This is a genomic window from Oerskovia merdavium (assembly GCF_014836755.1).
GTDB lineage: Bacteria > Actinomycetota > Actinomycetes > Actinomycetales > Cellulomonadaceae > Oerskovia > Oerskovia merdavium.
In genome coordinates this window covers 84969-100324 of sequence record NZ_JACSQF010000004.1, presented here as the reverse complement: position 1 = coordinate 100324, position 15356 = coordinate 84969, and the positions used below count along the sequence as shown (strand labels likewise).

17 protein-coding genes are annotated in these 15356 nt (G+C 73.4%); 6 read left to right on the top strand and 11 right to left on the bottom strand.

The annotated features are described in order from the left end of the window. Positions 1-7: 7 nt before the first annotated feature. The 3 genes from H9641_RS05390 to H9641_RS05380 all read right to left on the bottom strand — a co-directional run bounded on the left by H9641_RS05390 (position 8) and on the right by H9641_RS05380 (position 4160). A complete protein-coding gene (locus H9641_RS05390; protein ID WP_191801718.1) occupies positions 8-1897 on the bottom strand; it encodes an alkyl/aryl-sulfatase in 1890 nt (629 codons plus the stop codon). 21 nt (positions 1898-1918) lie between these two features. Next, a complete protein-coding gene (locus tag H9641_RS05385; protein WP_191801716.1) occupies positions 1919-3334 on the bottom strand; it encodes a cellulase family glycosylhydrolase in 1416 nt (471 codons plus the stop codon). A gap of 136 nt (positions 3335-3470) precedes the next feature. Next, positions 3471-4160, bottom strand: a complete 690-nt coding sequence (locus tag H9641_RS05380; RefSeq protein WP_191801714.1) for a M23 family metallopeptidase — start codon at positions 4158-4160, stop codon at positions 3471-3473. 128 nt (positions 4161-4288) lie between these two features. Between H9641_RS05380 and H9641_RS05375 the strand changes: the two genes are divergently transcribed. Continuing rightward, positions 4289-5488 carry an MFS transporter gene (locus tag H9641_RS05375; RefSeq protein WP_318244388.1) on the top strand — a complete coding sequence of 400 codons (1200 nt, stop codon included), beginning with the start codon at positions 4289-4291 and terminating at the stop codon, positions 5486-5488. Between the two features lie 75 nt (positions 5489-5563). Here the strand turns inward: H9641_RS05375 and H9641_RS05370 are convergent, their stop codons facing one another. Further along, positions 5564-6406: an alpha/beta fold hydrolase gene (locus H9641_RS05370; protein WP_191801929.1), complete on the bottom strand. Its 843-nt coding sequence runs from the start codon at positions 6404-6406 to the stop codon at positions 5564-5566. 98 nt (positions 6407-6504) lie between these two features. On the opposite strand from H9641_RS05370, the gene H9641_RS05365 reads away from it, so the two are divergent. Then, entirely contained in the window at positions 6505-7098 is a 594-nt protein-coding gene (locus H9641_RS05365; RefSeq protein WP_191801712.1) for a TetR/AcrR family transcriptional regulator, read from the top strand. Between the two features lie 6 nt (positions 7099-7104). On the opposite strand, the gene H9641_RS05360 is transcribed toward H9641_RS05365, so the two are convergent. Together H9641_RS05360 and H9641_RS05355 are read right to left on the bottom strand one after the other, a co-directional pair. Then, positions 7105-7542 carry a DoxX family protein gene (locus H9641_RS05360; RefSeq protein WP_191801710.1) on the bottom strand — a complete coding sequence of 146 codons (438 nt, stop codon included), beginning with the start codon at positions 7540-7542 and terminating at the stop codon, positions 7105-7107. Between the two features lie 125 nt (positions 7543-7667). Then, a complete protein-coding gene (locus tag H9641_RS05355) occupies positions 7668-8555 on the bottom strand; it encodes an alpha/beta fold hydrolase (RefSeq protein WP_191801708.1) in 888 nt (295 codons plus the stop codon). Positions 8556-8874: 319 nt separating this feature from the next. Between H9641_RS05355 and H9641_RS05350 the strand changes: the two genes are divergently transcribed. After that, positions 8875-9822: an alpha/beta hydrolase gene (locus tag H9641_RS05350; protein WP_225220029.1), complete on the top strand. Its 948-nt coding sequence runs from the start codon at positions 8875-8877 to the stop codon at positions 9820-9822. A gap of 6 nt (positions 9823-9828) precedes the next feature. On the opposite strand, the gene H9641_RS05345 is transcribed toward H9641_RS05350, so the two are convergent. Next, positions 9829-10482 (bottom strand): hypothetical protein, encoded by a 654-nt coding sequence (locus H9641_RS05345; protein ID WP_191801706.1) that lies wholly within the window; start codon positions 10480-10482, stop codon positions 9829-9831. 94 nt (positions 10483-10576) lie between these two features. Beyond that, on the bottom strand, positions 10577-10984 hold the full coding sequence (locus tag H9641_RS05340) for a type II toxin-antitoxin system VapC family toxin (RefSeq protein WP_191801704.1): 408 nt from the start codon (positions 10982-10984) through the stop codon (positions 10577-10579). A 123-nt stretch (positions 10985-11107) separates the two neighbouring features. Between H9641_RS05340 and H9641_RS05335 the strand changes: the two genes are divergently transcribed. After that, complete coding sequence (locus H9641_RS05335) at positions 11108-11551, top strand: SMI1/KNR4 family protein (RefSeq protein WP_191801702.1); 444 nt, start codon at positions 11108-11110, stop codon at positions 11549-11551. Continuing rightward, the gene (locus tag H9641_RS05330; protein WP_191801701.1) at positions 11548-11952 is read left to right on the top strand and encodes a hypothetical protein; all 405 of its coding nucleotides are present in this window, start codon (positions 11548-11550) and stop codon (positions 11950-11952) included. Before H9641_RS05335 ends, H9641_RS05330 begins: the two co-directional genes overlap by 4 nt. A 49-nt stretch (positions 11953-12001) precedes the next feature. On the opposite strand, the gene H9641_RS05325 is transcribed toward H9641_RS05330, so the two are convergent. After that, the gene (locus H9641_RS05325) at positions 12002-12517 is read right to left on the bottom strand and encodes a hypothetical protein (RefSeq protein ID WP_191801699.1); all 516 of its coding nucleotides are present in this window, start codon (positions 12515-12517) and stop codon (positions 12002-12004) included. Between the two features lie 369 nt (positions 12518-12886). On the opposite strand from H9641_RS05325, the gene H9641_RS05320 reads away from it, so the two are divergent. Further along, positions 12887-13180 carry a DUF1905 domain-containing protein gene (locus H9641_RS05320; RefSeq protein ID WP_191801697.1) on the top strand — a complete coding sequence of 98 codons (294 nt, stop codon included), beginning with the start codon at positions 12887-12889 and terminating at the stop codon, positions 13178-13180. On the opposite strand, the gene H9641_RS05315 is transcribed toward H9641_RS05320, so the two are convergent. Both H9641_RS05315 and H9641_RS05310 read right to left on the bottom strand, forming a co-directional pair. Further along, on the bottom strand, positions 13170-14939 hold the full coding sequence (locus H9641_RS05315) for a SulP family inorganic anion transporter (RefSeq protein WP_191801695.1): 1770 nt from the start codon (positions 14937-14939) through the stop codon (positions 13170-13172). The two genes, H9641_RS05320 and H9641_RS05315, sit on opposite strands and share 11 nt — an antisense overlap. Continuing rightward, positions 14936-15322 carry an ArsR/SmtB family transcription factor gene (locus H9641_RS05310; RefSeq protein WP_191801693.1) on the bottom strand — a complete coding sequence of 129 codons (387 nt, stop codon included), beginning with the start codon at positions 15320-15322 and terminating at the stop codon, positions 14936-14938. Before H9641_RS05310 ends, H9641_RS05315 begins: the two co-directional genes overlap by 4 nt. Between the last annotated feature and the right edge of the window lie 34 nt (positions 15323-15356).

Sequence of the window (15356 nt, the reverse complement as noted above, 5' to 3'; positions counted from 1 at the left end):
CCTCCGGTCATGGGGTCACGATCGCGAAGTCCGGGTCCCCCGGCTCCAGCAGGGCGGCGAGCCGACCCAGCACGGTCGCGTCGCCCGTCAGCTCGATGCCCGCCCGGGCGAGGGTGTCCGGTGTGACGTCCCCGCTCGCGAGGACCGGTAGCGCGCGCCTCGTGGTCGTGAGCGTGACGTCCGCCTCGCCTCGCTGCGGTGCGGCGCTGTACGTGAGGACGCCGTTGCGCAGCCACAGGCGGTAGCGGTCGCCCGTGTCCGTCAGGACGACGTCGACGGACAGGTTCTCGTCCCAGGCCCGAGGCCCGTCGACCTGGACCGCGAGGGCGTCGAAGAGCAGGGTCGGGCTGAGCGCGGCGAGGATGTCCGGTGCTGCGGTCTCGGTCGGGGTGCCGAAGCTGCCGTCCCGCAGCTCGGTCGCGCCGCTGAGGAAGAAGTTGCGCCACGTGCCGTTCTCCGCGCCGTACCCGAGCTGCTCGTAGGTGTCCGCGAGCAGCTCGCGTGCGGCCGCGTGGTCCGGGTCGGCGAACACGACGTGGTTGACGACCTCTGCGACCCAGCGGAAGTCGCCGTCGTCGAACGCCGCGCGCGCCTTGGACACGACCGCGTCCGCTCCGCCCATGAAGTCCACGTACCGCTGCGCCTTCTCGGTCGGCGGGTGCTCCCACAGGTGGGCCGGGTTGCCGTCGAACCAGCCCATGTACCGCTGGTAGATGGCCTTGACGTTGTGGCTCACGGAGCCGTAGTAACCGCGTGCGTGCCAGGACTGCTCGAGCACCGGCGGCAGGACGATCTGCTCGGCGATCTCGGCCCCTGTCAGCCCCTGGTTCAGCATCCGCAGGGTCTGGTCGTGCAGGTAGGCGTACAGGTCACGCTGGAGCGAGAGGTACTCGACGATGCGCTCGTTGCCCCACGTCGGCCAGTGGTGGGACGCGAAGACGACCTCGATCTCCTGGCCGAACAGGTCGATCGACTCGGTGAGGTAGCGGGACCACACGTGGGGGTCGCGGACCACAGCGCCACGCAGCGTCAGGAGGTTGTGCAGCGTGTGCGTGGCGTCCTCGGCCGCGCAGAGGGTCTTGTGGTCCGGGAACCAGATGAGCATCTCCGACGGCGCCTCGGTGTCCGGCGCCATCTGGAAGACCATCCGGACGCCGTCGACCGTCTCCTCCTGCCCCGTCGTCGTGACGAACAGGGTCGGCGGGATGAGCGTGACCGTCCCGATCGAGGTCGTCTGTCCCAGTCCGGCGCCGATCGCGCCCTGCGGCCCCCGCGCGAGCGCGGCCCCGTACATGTAACCCGCGCGCCGCGCCATCGCGCTGCCGGCGTACACGTTCTCGGCGACGGCGTGCTCGGTGAACCCCTCGGGGGCGACCACCGTGACGCGCCCGGAGTCGACGTCCTCCTGGGTCGTGACCCCCTTCACCCCGCCGAAGTGGTCGACGTGCGAGTGGGTGTAGATGATGCCGGTCACCGGGCGGTCACCGCGGTGCTCGCGGTACAGCGCGAGCGCCGCCGCGGCGGTCTCCGTCGAGATGAGGGGGTCCAGCACGATCACGCCGCTCTCGCCCTCGATGAAGGTGACGTTGGAGAGGTCGAAGCCACGCACCTGGTAGATGCCGTCGACGACCTCGAACAGGCCTTGCGTCGCGACGAGGCGGGACTGGCGCCACAGGCTCGGGTTGACCGTGTCGGGGGCATCGCCCTGGAGGAAGTCGTAGGTGTCGTCGTCCCAGACGACGCGGCCGTCTGCGGCGGTCACCGCGTTCGGTGTGCGCCGGGCGACGAGCCCGCGATCTGCGTCGTCGAAGTCCTGGGTGTCGTGGAAGGGCAGGCCGTCTCGCAAGACCTGCTGCTGCCGGACGATGGCGGGGGAGGCTGGCTTGGATCGTGACATGTCTCGGAGCCTTGCAGCCGATCACGGCTCGCAGGACCCCGCGCAGGTCACGCCCGTGCCCGACGGCGCGGCACCCGTCCCGATGAACCCGAACGTCGCCGCCCCGCCCGCCGCGAGCGTCCCGTTCCAGGCCGCGGGGGTCACGACGACGCCGTCGTGCGTGGACGTGCGGACCCCGCCCCAGAGCTGGGTGACCGAGGCTCCCGCCGGGAGCGGGACGCCGACCGACCAGCCGTCGACCGGCGCGGACCCCGCCGTGACCGTGACCTCGCCCTGCCATCCGCCGGGCCACGAACCCACGATGCGCAGCGCCGCGGTGCAGTCCTCGGGCCCTTCGGTCGGCTGCTCGGTGGGCTCCTCGGTCGGTTCCTCGGTGGGCTCGACCGTGCCGCCGAACCACGACGCCTCGACCGCGGTGTCCCGCAGGCCGTCGGGCCCGTCGACGATGCGCGTGCCCCACGCGCTCGGGTTCGCCGGGTCGAAGCCCAGGACCATGTCGAGGTACGGGTCGGTGTTGCCGCTCCACGACCAGGCGAGCCACCCGAGGTCGAGGCGCTCGGCCTCGGCCAGCACGACGTCCTCGTCGACGTCCGACGACGTCTGCCGCCAGCCGAACTCCCCGACGATCAACGGCACCCCGGCGTCGACGAAGTGCTCGAGGTACTGCGTGACGGTCGAGGCCTGCGCGTACACGCCGTACATGTGGATCGAGAAGATCGTGTTGGCGTCGGGGTCGGACGCGAAGACCTCGTCGGCCTCGGCCCGCATGATGTTCGTCCAGTCCTGCCCCCAGTTCGGGGCGTCGACGACGATCGCGTGCTCGTACCCGATGTCTCGCAGGCGCCCGATCGCCGCGGACGTCTCCGCACCCCAGCGCGTGTTGGTCGCGGCGTCGTTGCCGAACGGCTCGTTGCCGATGTTGACCATGACGAAGTCCTCGGTCCCCGCGAGCGTGGGATACAGGTCCTCCCAGTAGTCGACGGCCTGGTCGAGCGTGCCCGCCGCGGGCGCGTACTGGTCGCCGTAGCCCGTGGTGTCGTGGACCTCGAGGACGCACACGAGCCGGTTCTCCTCGCAGAGGTCGACGATGTGCGCGACGTCCTCGGGGGTGTTCCGCGTCCACTGGTCGCCGCTCGAGAGCACGACGCGCACCGAGTTCGCGCCCGCGTCCTTGATGGCCTCGATCGACGAGGTCTGGCCCGTGAACCAGGTGTGCGCGTGGTTGACGCCGCGCAGCACCAGGTCGGTGCCGTCGCCCTCGACGATCCGGCCGTCGGCGACATGGATGCCCGGGGTCTCGGCGGCGTGGGCCGTGCGCGCGACGGCTCCGACGCCCACCGCCGCGAGGGTCGCGAGCAGCGCGGCCGTCGTGAGGCCCGCGACGACGGGGGCGAGGCGCCCGGGGGCGACGTCGGGTGGGAGGGGGGTGCGGCTCATCGGACGTCCTCGTCTCTGGCGGCATCGTCCGCACGGTCGTGCGGACCCGGCCCATGGTGAGGAGCACGGGGCGTCGGTGGCCAGGGGGTGAAGCGTTTAGCCCCGCTGCGCGCATGCCCCGGGTGGCCCGTGCCCGTCAGGCCTCGGCGACGGGCAGGGGTTCGACGACGGAGCGTTCGCCGGGCAGTCCTGTCGCCCGGTCGAGGGGCTCGCCCCGGCCGCGGAGCCACTCGCGGAAGTCGCGGAACGCGACCGGGACCCCCTGGGCGACCGTGAGGTCCAGGTTGTCGGCGACCTGCACGTGGACGTGCGGCTGGGTCGAGTTCCCGGAGTTGCCGCACTCGGCGAGCTGTTGCCCCACGTGCACGTCGTCGCCGACGGTGACCTGCACGGTCCCGCGCCGCAGGTGCACGAGCGACACGAACGCCCGGGCACCGGGGAGCGCGATCGTCACGTGGTTCCCCGCCACGGCGTGCACGCCCTCGCGCAGGCGCCCGGCGGCCCCGAGCGCGTAGGGCACGAGGGCCGGCTGGGAGCGACGGGCCTCGTGGTCGTGCTCGCCGTCGTGCACCTGGACCACGACACCGCCCGCAGGCGCGAGGATCGGGCGCCCGAACGCGACGAAGCGCTCGGGCGGCTCGGTCGCGAGGAGCGTGCGCCAGTCACGCACCGCGGCCGTGCGGTGCCGTGCGTCGACGCCGACGAAGTCGATCGCGTACCGCTCGCCCAGGAGGTCGACCCCGTGGCTCGGGACGCGCCGGGCGGGGCTGTTCTGCACGAGCCAGCGGTCGCGGAAGGGCAGGGCGAGCAGGACGGCCTCGGTCATGAGCGCCTCCCGTCTCCTCGGGTCCTGCTCCTCACCCTAGGTGCGACCTCGCACCCCAGGTGTGACCTCGCGGCACCGTCCCTGCCTCGCGGCGCGAGGAGGGGGACGTACCGTGCCAAGATGCCTGGGTGACCGATGCTGCGCCGACCACCGGGCCCGGCTGGCGCCCGGGGACCGTGCGCGACGCCGCCGGGGGGATCCTCGCGCTCATGCTCGCGACCTTCCTCGCCGTGACGACCGAGCTCCTCCCGGTGGGCCTGCTGCCGCTGATGAGCGACGAGCTGGACGTCACGGAGTCGACCGCCGGCCTGCTCGTGACGGTCTACGCGTTCATGGTCGCCGCGCTCGCGGTGCCCCTGACGCTCGCGACCGTGCGCCTGCCGCGCAAGGGGCTGCTGCTCGGGACGCTCGTCGCGTACACCGTGAGCAACGCCCTCGTCGCGGTGGCGCCGTCGTTCGCGGTCGTCGCGGCGGGGCGAGCCGTCGGAGGGATCGCGCACGCCCTGTTCTTCTCGGTGAGCATCGGGTACGGCGCGCGGCTCGTGCAGCCCTTGTTCACGGGACGTGCGCTCGCGCTCGTGACCGCCGGGGCGTCGGCGGGATTCGTGTTCGGCGTCCCGCTGTCGACCTCGCTGGGCGCGGCCGTGGGCTGGAGGACCGCGTTCGCGGTGCTCGCCGGGGTCTGCGCGCTGACGACGGTCCTCGTGGCGGTGCTCCTGCCGGCCGTCACGGGCGGAGGCGGCGCGCGGCGAGACGATCACGGGCAGGCAGCCCGACGATCGCGCCTCGCGGTGGTCTCGACCGCGAACGCGCTCGTCTACCTGGGGCAGTTCACGGTCTACACCTACGTGTCGGTGCTGCTCCTGGCCGCAGGGCTCTCGGTCGCGGGCGTGGGACCCGTGCTGCTCGGGCTGGGCGCGTTGGGGCTGGTCGGGACCTGGTACGCGGGGGTCTCGCTCGACCGTCGGCCGCGCAGGACGGTCCTCGTGGTCCTGGTGACGTTGACGCTGGGCCTGTGCGCACTGGGCCTCGCGTTCCCCGCCCTCGCCCCGGTGCTCGTGGCCGCCGCGGTGTGGGGAGCGGGATTCGGCGGCGTGGCGTCGATCTTCCAGACGGCCGCGATCCGCACGCACGGTGCGTCGCCCGACGTCGTGGGAGCGCTCGTGAACTCGACCGCGAACATCGGGATCGGTGGGGGAGCGGCCCTCGGTGGCGCGGTGCTCGCGGGGTACGGCGCCGGGTGGCTGCCGTTCGTGGGGGCGGCGCTGGTGCTCGTGGGGCTCGTCGTCGTGGTGGTCGCGCGCAAGGCGTTCCCCGCGACCGTGTAGCCCGGCGGTCGCCCACCCCGCACGCCGACGCGGCGCACCGGACCACGGGGCCCGGTGCGCCGTGCGGGGCGACGGCTACTTCTGGACGAACGCGAGCAGCGCCCGGTTGACGTCCTCCGCGTGGGTCCACAGCAGGCCGTGCGGTGCGCCGTCGACCTCGACGTAGTCGGCCTCGGGGAAGGCCGCGTGGAACGGACGGCCCGTCGAGTCGATGGGCAGGATGCGGTCGGCCGTGCCGTGCAGGATGAGCGCGGGCTTGCCGCTCGCCCGGACGGCCGCGACGTCGTCGCGGAAGTCCTCGATCCAGGTGGGCACGACGGCGTAGGCGGCGACGGGGGCCGAGCCGGTCGCGGTGTTCCAGCTCGCGGTGACGACCTCCTGGGAGATGCGCTCGCCGAGGTTCTCGTCGAGGTTGTAGAAGTCGTTGTAGAACTGCGTGAACCAGGCGAAGCGGTCGGCGCGGGCCGTCTCGGCGATCCCGTCGAACACCTCCTGCGGGACGCCCGTGGGGTTGTCGTCGCGCTGGACGAGGAAGGGCTCGAGCGAGGCGAGGAACGCGAGCTTGGCGACGCGGTCGTGGCCGTGGTTCGTGACGTAGCGGGCGAGCTCGCCCGTGCCCATGGAGAAGCCGACGAGGATCACGTCGCGCAGGTCGAGGGTCTCGAGGACGGCGTCGAGGTCGGCCGCGAACGTGTCGTAGTCGTAACCGGTACCGACCTTGCTCGACTGACCGAACCCGCGGCGGTCATAGGTGATGACGCGGTACCCGGCGTCGAGCAGGACGCGCGACTGACGCTCCCAGCTGTTCCCGTCGAGCGGGTAGCCGTGGACGAGGACGACGGCCTGCCCCGTCCCGTGGTCCTCGTAGTAGAGCTCGACGGGGGTGCTGTTCTCGTTGCCGGAGGTGATCTGGCCCATGATGCGTCCCTTCACGGTTGGAGCGTGAGAACGATCGTTCTCGCCGCTGGTCCTGACTCTAGAGAACGATCGTTCTCGGTGCAAGTAGGATGGTGGGCATGACTGCAGAGGAAGCCCGGGAGAAGATCGTCGACGCCGCCGACCGCCTCTACTACGCCAAGGGCTACGCGGCCGTCGGCATGGACGAGCTGCGCCGCGAGTCGGGCGTGTCCCTGCGGCGCCTGTACGCGACGTTCCCCTCGAAGGACGACATCGTCCTGGCCGTGCTCGCGCGCAAGCACGAGCAGTGGGAGCGGGGGATCACCGAGCGCGTCGAGGGCGAGCCGGACCCGCGCGCCCGGCTCCTCGCGATCTACGACTACCTCGCCGACTGGTTCTGCGCCGACGACTTCCGCGGGTGCGCCTTCATCAACGCGTTCGGCGAGCTCGGGACCACCCACCCTGCGGTCGCCGACGCCGTCCGCACGCACAAGGCCTCGTTCGAGCAGTTCGTCGCGCGACTGGTCGACGACGTCGGGGCCCCTCCCGCGCTCGCAGGTCAGCTCGTCATCCTCGCCGAGGGAGCACAGACGACCGCCGCGATCTCGGGGGACCCTGCCGTGGCGGCGCGCGCTCGTGCCGCGGCGGAGACGCTCGTCGACGCCGCGCTGGGCATGCCCGCGGTGTCGGGGGACGCTGCGTCGCACCGGTAGGTCTCCTCAGTCCCGCGGCGTGCGCAGCGCCGTGAACGCGCCCGTCGACCACAGCGCCCACGCGACGAGCACGGGCTGGAAGAACAGTCGTCCGAGCCGCTTGGCGTCGGTGTCGAGCCCGAACCCGTCCTTGTGCTCGAGCCACTGACCGATGTTCCCGGGGAAGATCACGACGAAGAACGCGGCCGCGACGAGCCCCACCGCGACGCGTCGGCGCGAGAGCACGACGAGCGACGAGCCGAGCGCGATCTCGACGGCCCCCGACGCGAGGACCGTCACGTCCTCGTTCACGGGGAACCAGTCGGGGACCTGGGCCTGGAACTCGTCCCGCGAGAACGTCAGGTGCCCGATCCCGGCGAAGACCAGGCTCAGCCCGAGCGCGATGCGCCCGATGCGTCGGGCCACGGTGTCGGGCGGCGGGTCGGCGGTCAGCAGGTTCGTCATGCGGCCATGGTCCTCGCGGTCGCCGCTGCTGGCATCTGGGGACGCGCGCCGAGCGGTGCCCGACGACGGTGCTCACCCGGGCGGCGGGCTCACCTCGCGGGAGGCCGCCGCCCTCCGAGAGATCCTCAGCGCGGACCGTCGCCGTCGAGCACGGTCCGCAGCGCCGCGGCGAAGCCCGCGGGGTCGCCCGGCATCCCGTACTCGTCGCCCAGGAAGCCGCCGTGCCCGCTCGGGAACGCGACCGCCTCGGAGCCGAGGTTCTTCGCGATGGCTCGCGCTGCGCGCGCGGCCATCTGCTGACCCGACTCGTCGCCCGCGGCGAGGACCACGCGGGTCGAGGCCGAGGTGAGTGCGTCGTACGCAGGCTCGTAGTGGGTGCACGAGATGAGGTTCTGCCCCAGCAGCGGGTCGTCGCGCTTCCCGTCGTCCTCGGCGGGGAAGCCGAACGCGGCCGGGTCCGGCGCAGGGAGCTCGGTGACGTCGTCGGGGAAGGGCCCCTCCCAGCTCGTCAGGGCGATGAACCGCGCCATGCCGGCGCCGAACCCCTGGGTCCGGTAGGTCTCCGCCACGGCCTGGACCGCGGCGAGCGCGGCGTCGCGGTCGGGCAGCGCAGGGCCCGACGGCGGCTCGTGGGCCACGAGGGTCCGTACCTGCTCGGGGTGCTCGGCCACGAGGGCGAGCGCGTTGATCGCCCCACCGCTGCTCGCCATGATGTCGACGGGCCCGGTGCCCAGGGCGTCGATCACGCGGTGCAGGTCGTCGGCGTGGTCCTCGGGGCGGACGGGCGCCCCTGGGTCGGGCCGGACGCTGCGCGAGACCCCGCGGGGGTCGTACGTGACGACCGGTCGGTCGGTGAAGTGCGAGGCGAGCGTGCCGAACCCGTCGGCCCCCATGGGCGAGCCGATGAGCAGCAGCGCGGGCACCTCGGCGGTGGCGGCGCTCAGGTCGCCGCGGACGTCGTAGGTCACGGTCGCACCCGGCGCCTCGAGCGTGCGGGTCTCGATGTCGGTCATGGCGGAGCCTCTCGGTCGGTCGAGCGGCCCGGTCTGCTCGCGGCCCGTCTCGTGCTGTCGTCGGGGTAGACCCTGGGCGTTCCCGGAACTCATCGCGCGCGCCCGGACCAGTGTGTCCAGAGGAGGCGTCGTCCCGCGCGCGCACCGCACGGAGCCGACCTCGTCGCCGAACCCGCTGCTGCTAGCGTGACGGACGCCCAGCCCCTGTGGCGTCGTCGAGAAGTACGGAGCACCGGTGAACACGTCGAGCGCGGCATCGGGTACCGAGGCAGATCCGCCCGTCCCGCCTAGGACATCTCCTGCCACGACCCTCGGGCGGTTGCTGCTCGTCGTCCTGGGGGTCGCGCTGGTCGCAGCGCCCGTCTGGGTCGTCGCGACGACCGGCGACACCGTCCGCCACCAGCACTGGGCGCTCGCTGCGGTCCTCGGAGCGAGCGTGGTCGCGGGCCTGCTCGTCCTCGCGGCGGCCCTCCTGGGTGGCCGCCGACGTGATCGTGGTCCTTCGCCACGGCGACCGCGGGCTCGCCGGGTCCTGCGTGGGGTCGCAGTGGGTGTCGGGATCGCCCTCCTGGTCGTCCTGGCGGCGGCCGTCGTGTGGCTCCGGCCCTTCCCCGCGACGGCGCCCGCGCTCGCAGCTCTCGAGAGCGACGGCTCGGTCGAGGTCCGCGACGAGGCGGGCTGGATCGCGTTCGTCCCGCAGGACGGGGCGGCGACGACCGGCCTGGTCTACTCGCCCGGCGCCCGGGTGGACGTGCGTGCGACCGCCGCCGTGCTGCGCCCGCTCGCCGAGGCCGGGTACCTGGTCGTGGCGCTCAAGGAACCGCTGGGCATCGCCTTCACGTCGCCGAACCAGTCGGCGTCGGCGATGGCAGCGTTCGACGAGGTCGACACCTGGGCGGTGGGCGGTCACTCCCTGGGCGGCGTCGTCGCGGCGTCGTTCGCCGCCGCGCACGACGACGAGGTCACCGGCCTGCTCCTGCACGCCTCGTACCCGTCGGGTGACATGAGCACGGCCGACGTCGAGGTGACCTCGGTGTGGGGATCGCGCGACGGCCTGACGACGCCCGACAAGATCGAGGCGTCCCGCGCCGACCTGCCCGCCACCGCCGACTTCGTCGAGGTACCAGGGGGCGTCCACGCCTTCTTCGCGGACTACGGCGAGCAACCGGGAGACGGTCAGCCGGCAACCAGCCGGGCCGACGCGCAGGCGCAGATCATCGAGGCGAGCATCGGCGCGCTCGACCGCCTGGAGGCACCGAGCCCCTGAGCCTCGTCAGTGAACGGATCGCTCGGCGCAGCCCATCCAGGACCGCAAGGTCTTGACGGCTCTCTCCTCGCTCTCGTCCGTGCCCCACCAGCAGGGAAAGGGGGACGCGACCCGGTCGAGGTCCTCCCACCAGTCCTCGATACAGCGTTCGCGGCGCTCGCGGACGACGCTGCTCCTCGCGGCCTCGTCGTCCCAGGTCGCGAGCCAGGGATCGACGAGCAGGCCCGCGATCGCGCAGCTCATGAAGACCTCTGCGACCCGCTCGAACGACGCGCCCGATCTCAGGGTGTGCGTCCACCAGGCATTGAGGAAGGCCTCGACGGCCTCGCTCTCGTCAGCGGGCCAGGTGGACCAGCGGGCTGCGGCCAGGCCTCTGGCGCACCACCGGGCGTCGATGTCGACGCCGTCGACGAGCAGGACGACGAGCCTCGGGAGGACGCGGCGCAAGACCCTCGGTTGGTCGGCCCAGTGGAGCGGGTCCTTCGCGGCGACCCGCAGCACCAGGTCGTCCGGGAGCGGCCGGTTCGGGGTACGGAGCAGCGCGCTCTCCTCGTCGCTGAAGCAGCGACCGCACCCGCGGTCGTCGGGGCGGGCCGTCGCCCTCGAGAACAGGGTCGAGATCCTGGCGACTGTTGCGGTGACGTCGGGGTCAGGGAGCATGGCACTCCTTCAAGACTCCAGCGAGCAGGCCCGCCGAAGAGAGCGACACTACCGGCTGTCCGGCTCGGCCGGTGCGCCGCAGCCGTGGAGTCGTTCATGCCTCCGCGTCGAGCAGCGCCTCGTACGGCGCCGTCTCGGTCACCCCGACGACGGCACGGGCCAGGTCGGCGTCCGCGGTCACGAGCGCGATGCCCCGGAGCCGGGCGAGGGCCACGTACTCGGCGTCGTACGTCGAGGCCAGGCCCAGCTCGTCGGCGATCTTCCACGACGTACGACGCAGCACGGCGTCCCCGAACAACCTGACCGGGAGGCGGTCGACGCGCGCCAGGTGCTCGCGCCCGACCTCGGCCGAGAGATCGCCGTGGTGCACGGCCTCGTGCAGCGCTGACAGGGTCTGCGACCGCAGGAGCGTCGGGGCGAGCAGCCCGTGGGCGTCCGGGACCTGGGCGTCCTCCGCGACGAGTCGCAGGGCGGTGCCGGCGTCGACGACGAACCTGGTCATGGTGCACCTCGCGGGTCAGGGGCGGGACGTGTCGCACCCATCGTCACGCTCACCGGTGACGCGCGCACCCGCGTGAGCGGCGCCGTCGGGCGGGGGTCCCACCCCGCGGCTACGGTGGCCGGCATGGCGCTCCCACCCGATCTCCTGGCCCGGCTCGACGCGGCCGTCGCCCTCTACGGTGCGGGTGAGCCCGCGACGCGCGCCCAGCTCGAGGAGGCCGTGCGCGGCCTCGGGGTAGAACTCGACCCGGGCTACGTCGAGCTCGTCGGGCGGCACGGCGGCTGCTTCGTGGGTGTCCCCGTCCACGGGCTGCGCAACGCCCCGCTGCTCGAGGACACCGACGTCGCGACCCTGACGCGCACCTTTCGCGCGGACGGCTGGGATGTCGCGGAGGAAGGCCTCGTGATCGGGTTCGACGGGTCGGGAAACCCGCTCGTCGTCACGGACGACGGGCCGGTCGTGACGTCCGACCACGACACGGGGGAGCGGTACGTCCTCGCGGAGACCTTCGCGGACCTGCTCGACCAGAACGTTCCCGACCTCGCAACGCCCGAGGGCGAGAGATGATCCTCACGCAGCGCAACATCCTGGGCGGCCCCGAGCGCGACCTCGCCGCGGCGATCGTCCTGCGGCGGGCGCTCCAGACCGAGTGCGCCCCGATCGAGGTCCCCGGGCTCGACGAGCTCGACGTGATGCTCGCGCTCGGAGGCTCGATCACCCCCTCGGCAGGCCAGGCGGGGGTGCGGAACGTGCGCTTCTCCCGGTCCCGGCGACGGATCACGGCGACCGTCGTGATGCCCGCCGGCGAGCTCGACGCGGCCACCCCCGAGCTCGACGCGCTGCTGCCCTACCTCGCCGAGCTGGCCGCGACCGTGGCGTCACGGTGCGTGCCCGCCGAGCCGGATGCGGTGCGCGCGGCGCTCGCGGGCGCGTTCGAGCGAGGTGTGGCGGCCGCGACGAGACGCTAGGCGGCGGTCAGTCGGCCCGACGGCGACCGACCTGCCCCGCGCGGCGCCCTCAGGCGGTGGAGTCGCCCCCGAGGAGGCCGAGCAGGTCGGTCGTGAGGAGCTCGCCCTCGGCCTCGATGCGCGACCCGCCCTCGCCGGGGCGTGACCTCGCGAACGCCGCGAGGTCGAGGCGGTGGACGCTCGTCCGGTCGCGGCCGTGACGCCGCACGAACAGACCCGCCTCCTCGCCGTCCTCACCGACCAGCATCCAGTGGGGTGCGAGGTGCGGCACGTCGTGCGCTGCGTTGACCTCGGAGAAGCGGTGCGGGCCGTGGACCGTGATCCCGTCGGGGCGCAGCATGCCCGGCGTCGAGCGCCAGAGCTCGGCGACCACGGGGTTCGGTCCGTCACCCAGGCCGCGCAGCAGGGCCACCTGCACGGACACGAACCCCGCGAACGTCTCGGCGACGACCTCCTCGGACCCGTCGATGCCGTCGACGCGCACGACCAGGTGCTCACCGCTGGCGCTGGTCCGGTCGAGCGCGAAGGAGAAGGTCTCCGCGCCGTCGGGTCGCTCGCGAAGCACAACCTGTCCCCAGTGAGGCGCCACTCGGCGGTGAGCGCGTCGTCGGCCTCCGTGACGTGCTCCGGGTCCACGAGCGAGGCGACGTCCACGTGACCGACGCGACTCGTGCGGGCCTCCGTGAGCCACCAGCGGTACGACGCCGGGAGCTGTCCGACCTGGGCCTCGGCCGCCCGGACCCACCTCTCAGAGGCCCCGTCCCCCGGCCACCGCCGGATCTCCGGTGTCGACTCGACGAGGTCGCGCAGCATGGCGAGGTCGGGCGTCATGGAGGCAGAGTCTGCCAGCCTTCGTACCTGCGGGCGCGCGTCGACACGTGCCCGCCCGGGCGTCGGTGCGGCGGGCTCCGCGCGCAGGGGCGATGCTGGGCGGATGGAGATCGAGGCCGTCGGCGAGGTGTGGCACTGGCGTGGACCCGCGCCCTTCCACTTCGTGTCCGTGCCCGACGCGGAGAGCGCCCGCATCCGCGAGGTCGCGTCGCTCGTGACCTACGGCTGGGGCATGATCCCCGTCTCGGCCCGGATCGGGGCGACGACGTGGACCACGTCCCTGTTCGCCAAGGACGGGCTGTACGTCGTCCCCCTCAAGGACCGGATCCGCGCGGCCGAGGACGTCAAGCTGGGCGACACGGTCACGGTCGTGCTGACGCTCGACGTCAACCGTTGAGGGCGTTCCCGGGAGCAGCGACCGCGGCAGGGGCCGGGGGCCGGGTCATGGCCCCGGCCCCCGCCTGAGCCCGCGCGACGTGCGAGCGTGCGTGCTCGATCGCGGGCGGGAGGTTCTCGAACAGGTGCTTCTCGTGGCGCAGCTCGTCGAGCACGCCGACGCGCGTGAGCACGGGCAGGTGGGCGGGCTGGATGCCCTTGACCAGGACCGTGACGCCCGAGCGTTCGAGGTCCGCGACGAGCTCCCCGAGCGCGTGCGCGCCCGTCGCGTCGACCAGACGCAGGTGCGAGAGCCGCAGGACGACGACCAGGGCGTCCTGGTCGTCCCGGATCTGCGCGTGGATGCGGTCGGCGGCACCGAAGAACATCGCGCCGTCGAGCCGGTAGAGCGCGATGTGCTCGTCGCCCGGACGGGCCGGCCCCGGGAGGGGCTCGCGGTGCACCGCGGCGGCCTTCGCGACCGAACGCAGCGCGAAGAAGGCCGCGACGAGCAGCCCGATCTGCACGGCCTCGATGAGGTCGACCGCGACGGTCACGACCGCTGTCACGACGAGCACCACGGCGTCCGCGCGCGTCGAGGTCAGCACGGCCCGGAGGGTCGAGACGGAGACCATGCGCACCGCGGTGACCATGAGGACCCCGGACAGCGCGGCGAGCGGGATGGCGGAGACGGGGCCGGTCGCGAGGTAGATGACGCCCAGGATCACGACCGCGTGCACGACGGCCGCGAGCCGCGTGCGGGCCCCGGCGCGCACGTTGACCGCGGTGCGGGCGATGGCCCCGGTCGCGGGCATGCCGCCGAACGCGCCGCTCGCGATCGACGCGAGCCCCTGTCCCACGAGCTCCCGGTCGGGGTCGTAGCGGTGGGTCGCGTCGTCGGGCACGGTCGCGCTCCCGGTCGCCCCGCGCCGCCCGGCCGGCGCGGGGGACGGCATGGCCGCGGCGACGCGGGCCGAGAGGAGGGACTCGATCGCGGCGAGCGCCGCGACCGCGACCGCGGGGCCGATCAGCGACCGCAGCATCCCGGCGTCGAGGTGCGGCACGGACGGCAGCGGCAGGGAGTCGGGGAGCGCGCCGATGCGTGCGACGGGGGCGCCGACGAGCTGGGCGACCACGGTCGCGAGCACGACGGCGACGAGCGAGGCGGGCAGTGCGGGCGCGAGGCGGGGGAGGGCCAGCATCACGACGGCCACGAGCGCGACGGTCCCGAGGGTCCACAGGACGGTCGGACCGTCCCCGAACGCGGCGACGGCGGAGTCGACGGCCACGCGCAGCGGGTTGCCTCCCACCGCGCCCGTGACGCCCAGGGCTGCGGGCACCTGCTGGAGGAAGATGATCGCGGCGATCCCGGCCGTGAACCCCTCGACCACGGGCCACGGGATGAAGGTCACGACGCGGCCGAGCCGCGTCACCCCGGCCAGGAGCACGACGACGCCCGCGAGGATCGCGACGAGCGGCACGGCCGCGGGGCCGTGCTGGGCGACGATGGGGGCCAGGACGACGGCCATCGCGCCGGTCGGCCCGCTGACCTGGACGCGCGAGCCGCCGAACACCGCGGCCACGATGCCCGCGACCACGGCCGTCACGAGGCCGGGGCCGGGGCCTACGCCGGCGCTCACGCCGAATGCCAGCGCGAGGGGCAGGGCGACCACGCCGACCGTGATCCCGGCGAGCAGGTCGGAGCGCAGCGTCCTCGGCCTGAGGTCGACGTCGGCGCGCGAAGGCAGCAGGTCGCGTACCGAGCGACCCGCCCGGCTCACTGTCCGGTCCGTTCGCTCTCCCCGTGGAGCGGGGGCAGCTCGTCCGCGGCCGCGAGCTGGCGGCCGGACGCGTCGAGGGTCTCGCGCAGGAAGGCGCGCGCCACGACGAGCAGCTCGGCGACCAGGGGCCGGCTCAGCCGGTAGACGACGGTGTTGCCCGTGCGCGACGACTCCACGACACCGGCGCGCTTGAGGACCGCCAGGTGCTGGGACAGGACCGAGGCCTCGACTCCGGTCGCGGCGAGCAGGTCGGACACGGGGGCCTCGTGGTGGGGCGCGGCGCTGAGCACCTCGAGGGCCTGGATGCGGGTGGGGTGCGCGAGCGAGCGGAACAGCTCGGCCTTGATCGCGTAGAGCGGCGCCGTGGTGGCGGTGGTGGGCACAGGACCTCCTGGGGACTTGGTGAGTTTAGCAACT

Excerpts from the sequence above, each read along its gene's own strand:
- H9641_RS05320 (WP_191801697.1), top strand. The coding sequence starts at position 12,887 with ATGGAGATCGAGGCCGTCGGCGAGGTGTGGCACTGGCGTGGACCCGCG.
- H9641_RS05335 (WP_191801702.1), top strand. The coding sequence starts at position 11,108 with ATGGCGCTCCCACCCGATCTCCTGGCCCGGCTCGACGCGGCCGTCGCC.
- H9641_RS05380 (WP_191801714.1), bottom strand. The coding sequence starts at position 4,160 with ATGACCGAGGCCGTCCTGCTCGCCCTGCCCTTCCGCGACCGCTGGCTC.
- H9641_RS05340 (WP_191801704.1), bottom strand. The coding sequence starts at position 10,984 with ATGACCAGGTTCGTCGTCGACGCCGGCACCGCCCTGCGACTCGTCGCG.
- H9641_RS05360 (WP_191801710.1), bottom strand. The coding sequence starts at position 7,542 with ATGACGAACCTGCTGACCGCCGACCCGCCGCCCGACACCGTGGCCCGA.
- H9641_RS05385 (WP_191801716.1), bottom strand. The coding sequence starts at position 3,334 with ATGAGCCGCACCCCCCTCCCACCCGACGTCGCCCCCGGGCGCCTCGCC.
- H9641_RS05330 (WP_191801701.1), top strand. The coding sequence starts at position 11,548 with ATGATCCTCACGCAGCGCAACATCCTGGGCGGCCCCGAGCGCGACCTC.
- H9641_RS05370 (WP_191801929.1), bottom strand. The coding sequence starts at position 6,406 with ATGGGCCAGATCACCTCCGGCAACGAGAACAGCACCCCCGTCGAGCTC.
- H9641_RS05390 (WP_191801718.1), bottom strand. The coding sequence starts at position 1,897 with ATGTCACGATCCAAGCCAGCCTCCCCCGCCATCGTCCGGCAGCAGCAG.
- H9641_RS05355 (WP_191801708.1), bottom strand. The coding sequence starts at position 8,555 with ATGACCGACATCGAGACCCGCACGCTCGAGGCGCCGGGTGCGACCGTG.
- H9641_RS05345 (WP_191801706.1), bottom strand. The coding sequence starts at position 10,482 with ATGCTCCCTGACCCCGACGTCACCGCAACAGTCGCCAGGATCTCGACC.
- H9641_RS05365 (WP_191801712.1), top strand. The coding sequence starts at position 6,505 with ATGACTGCAGAGGAAGCCCGGGAGAAGATCGTCGACGCCGCCGACCGC.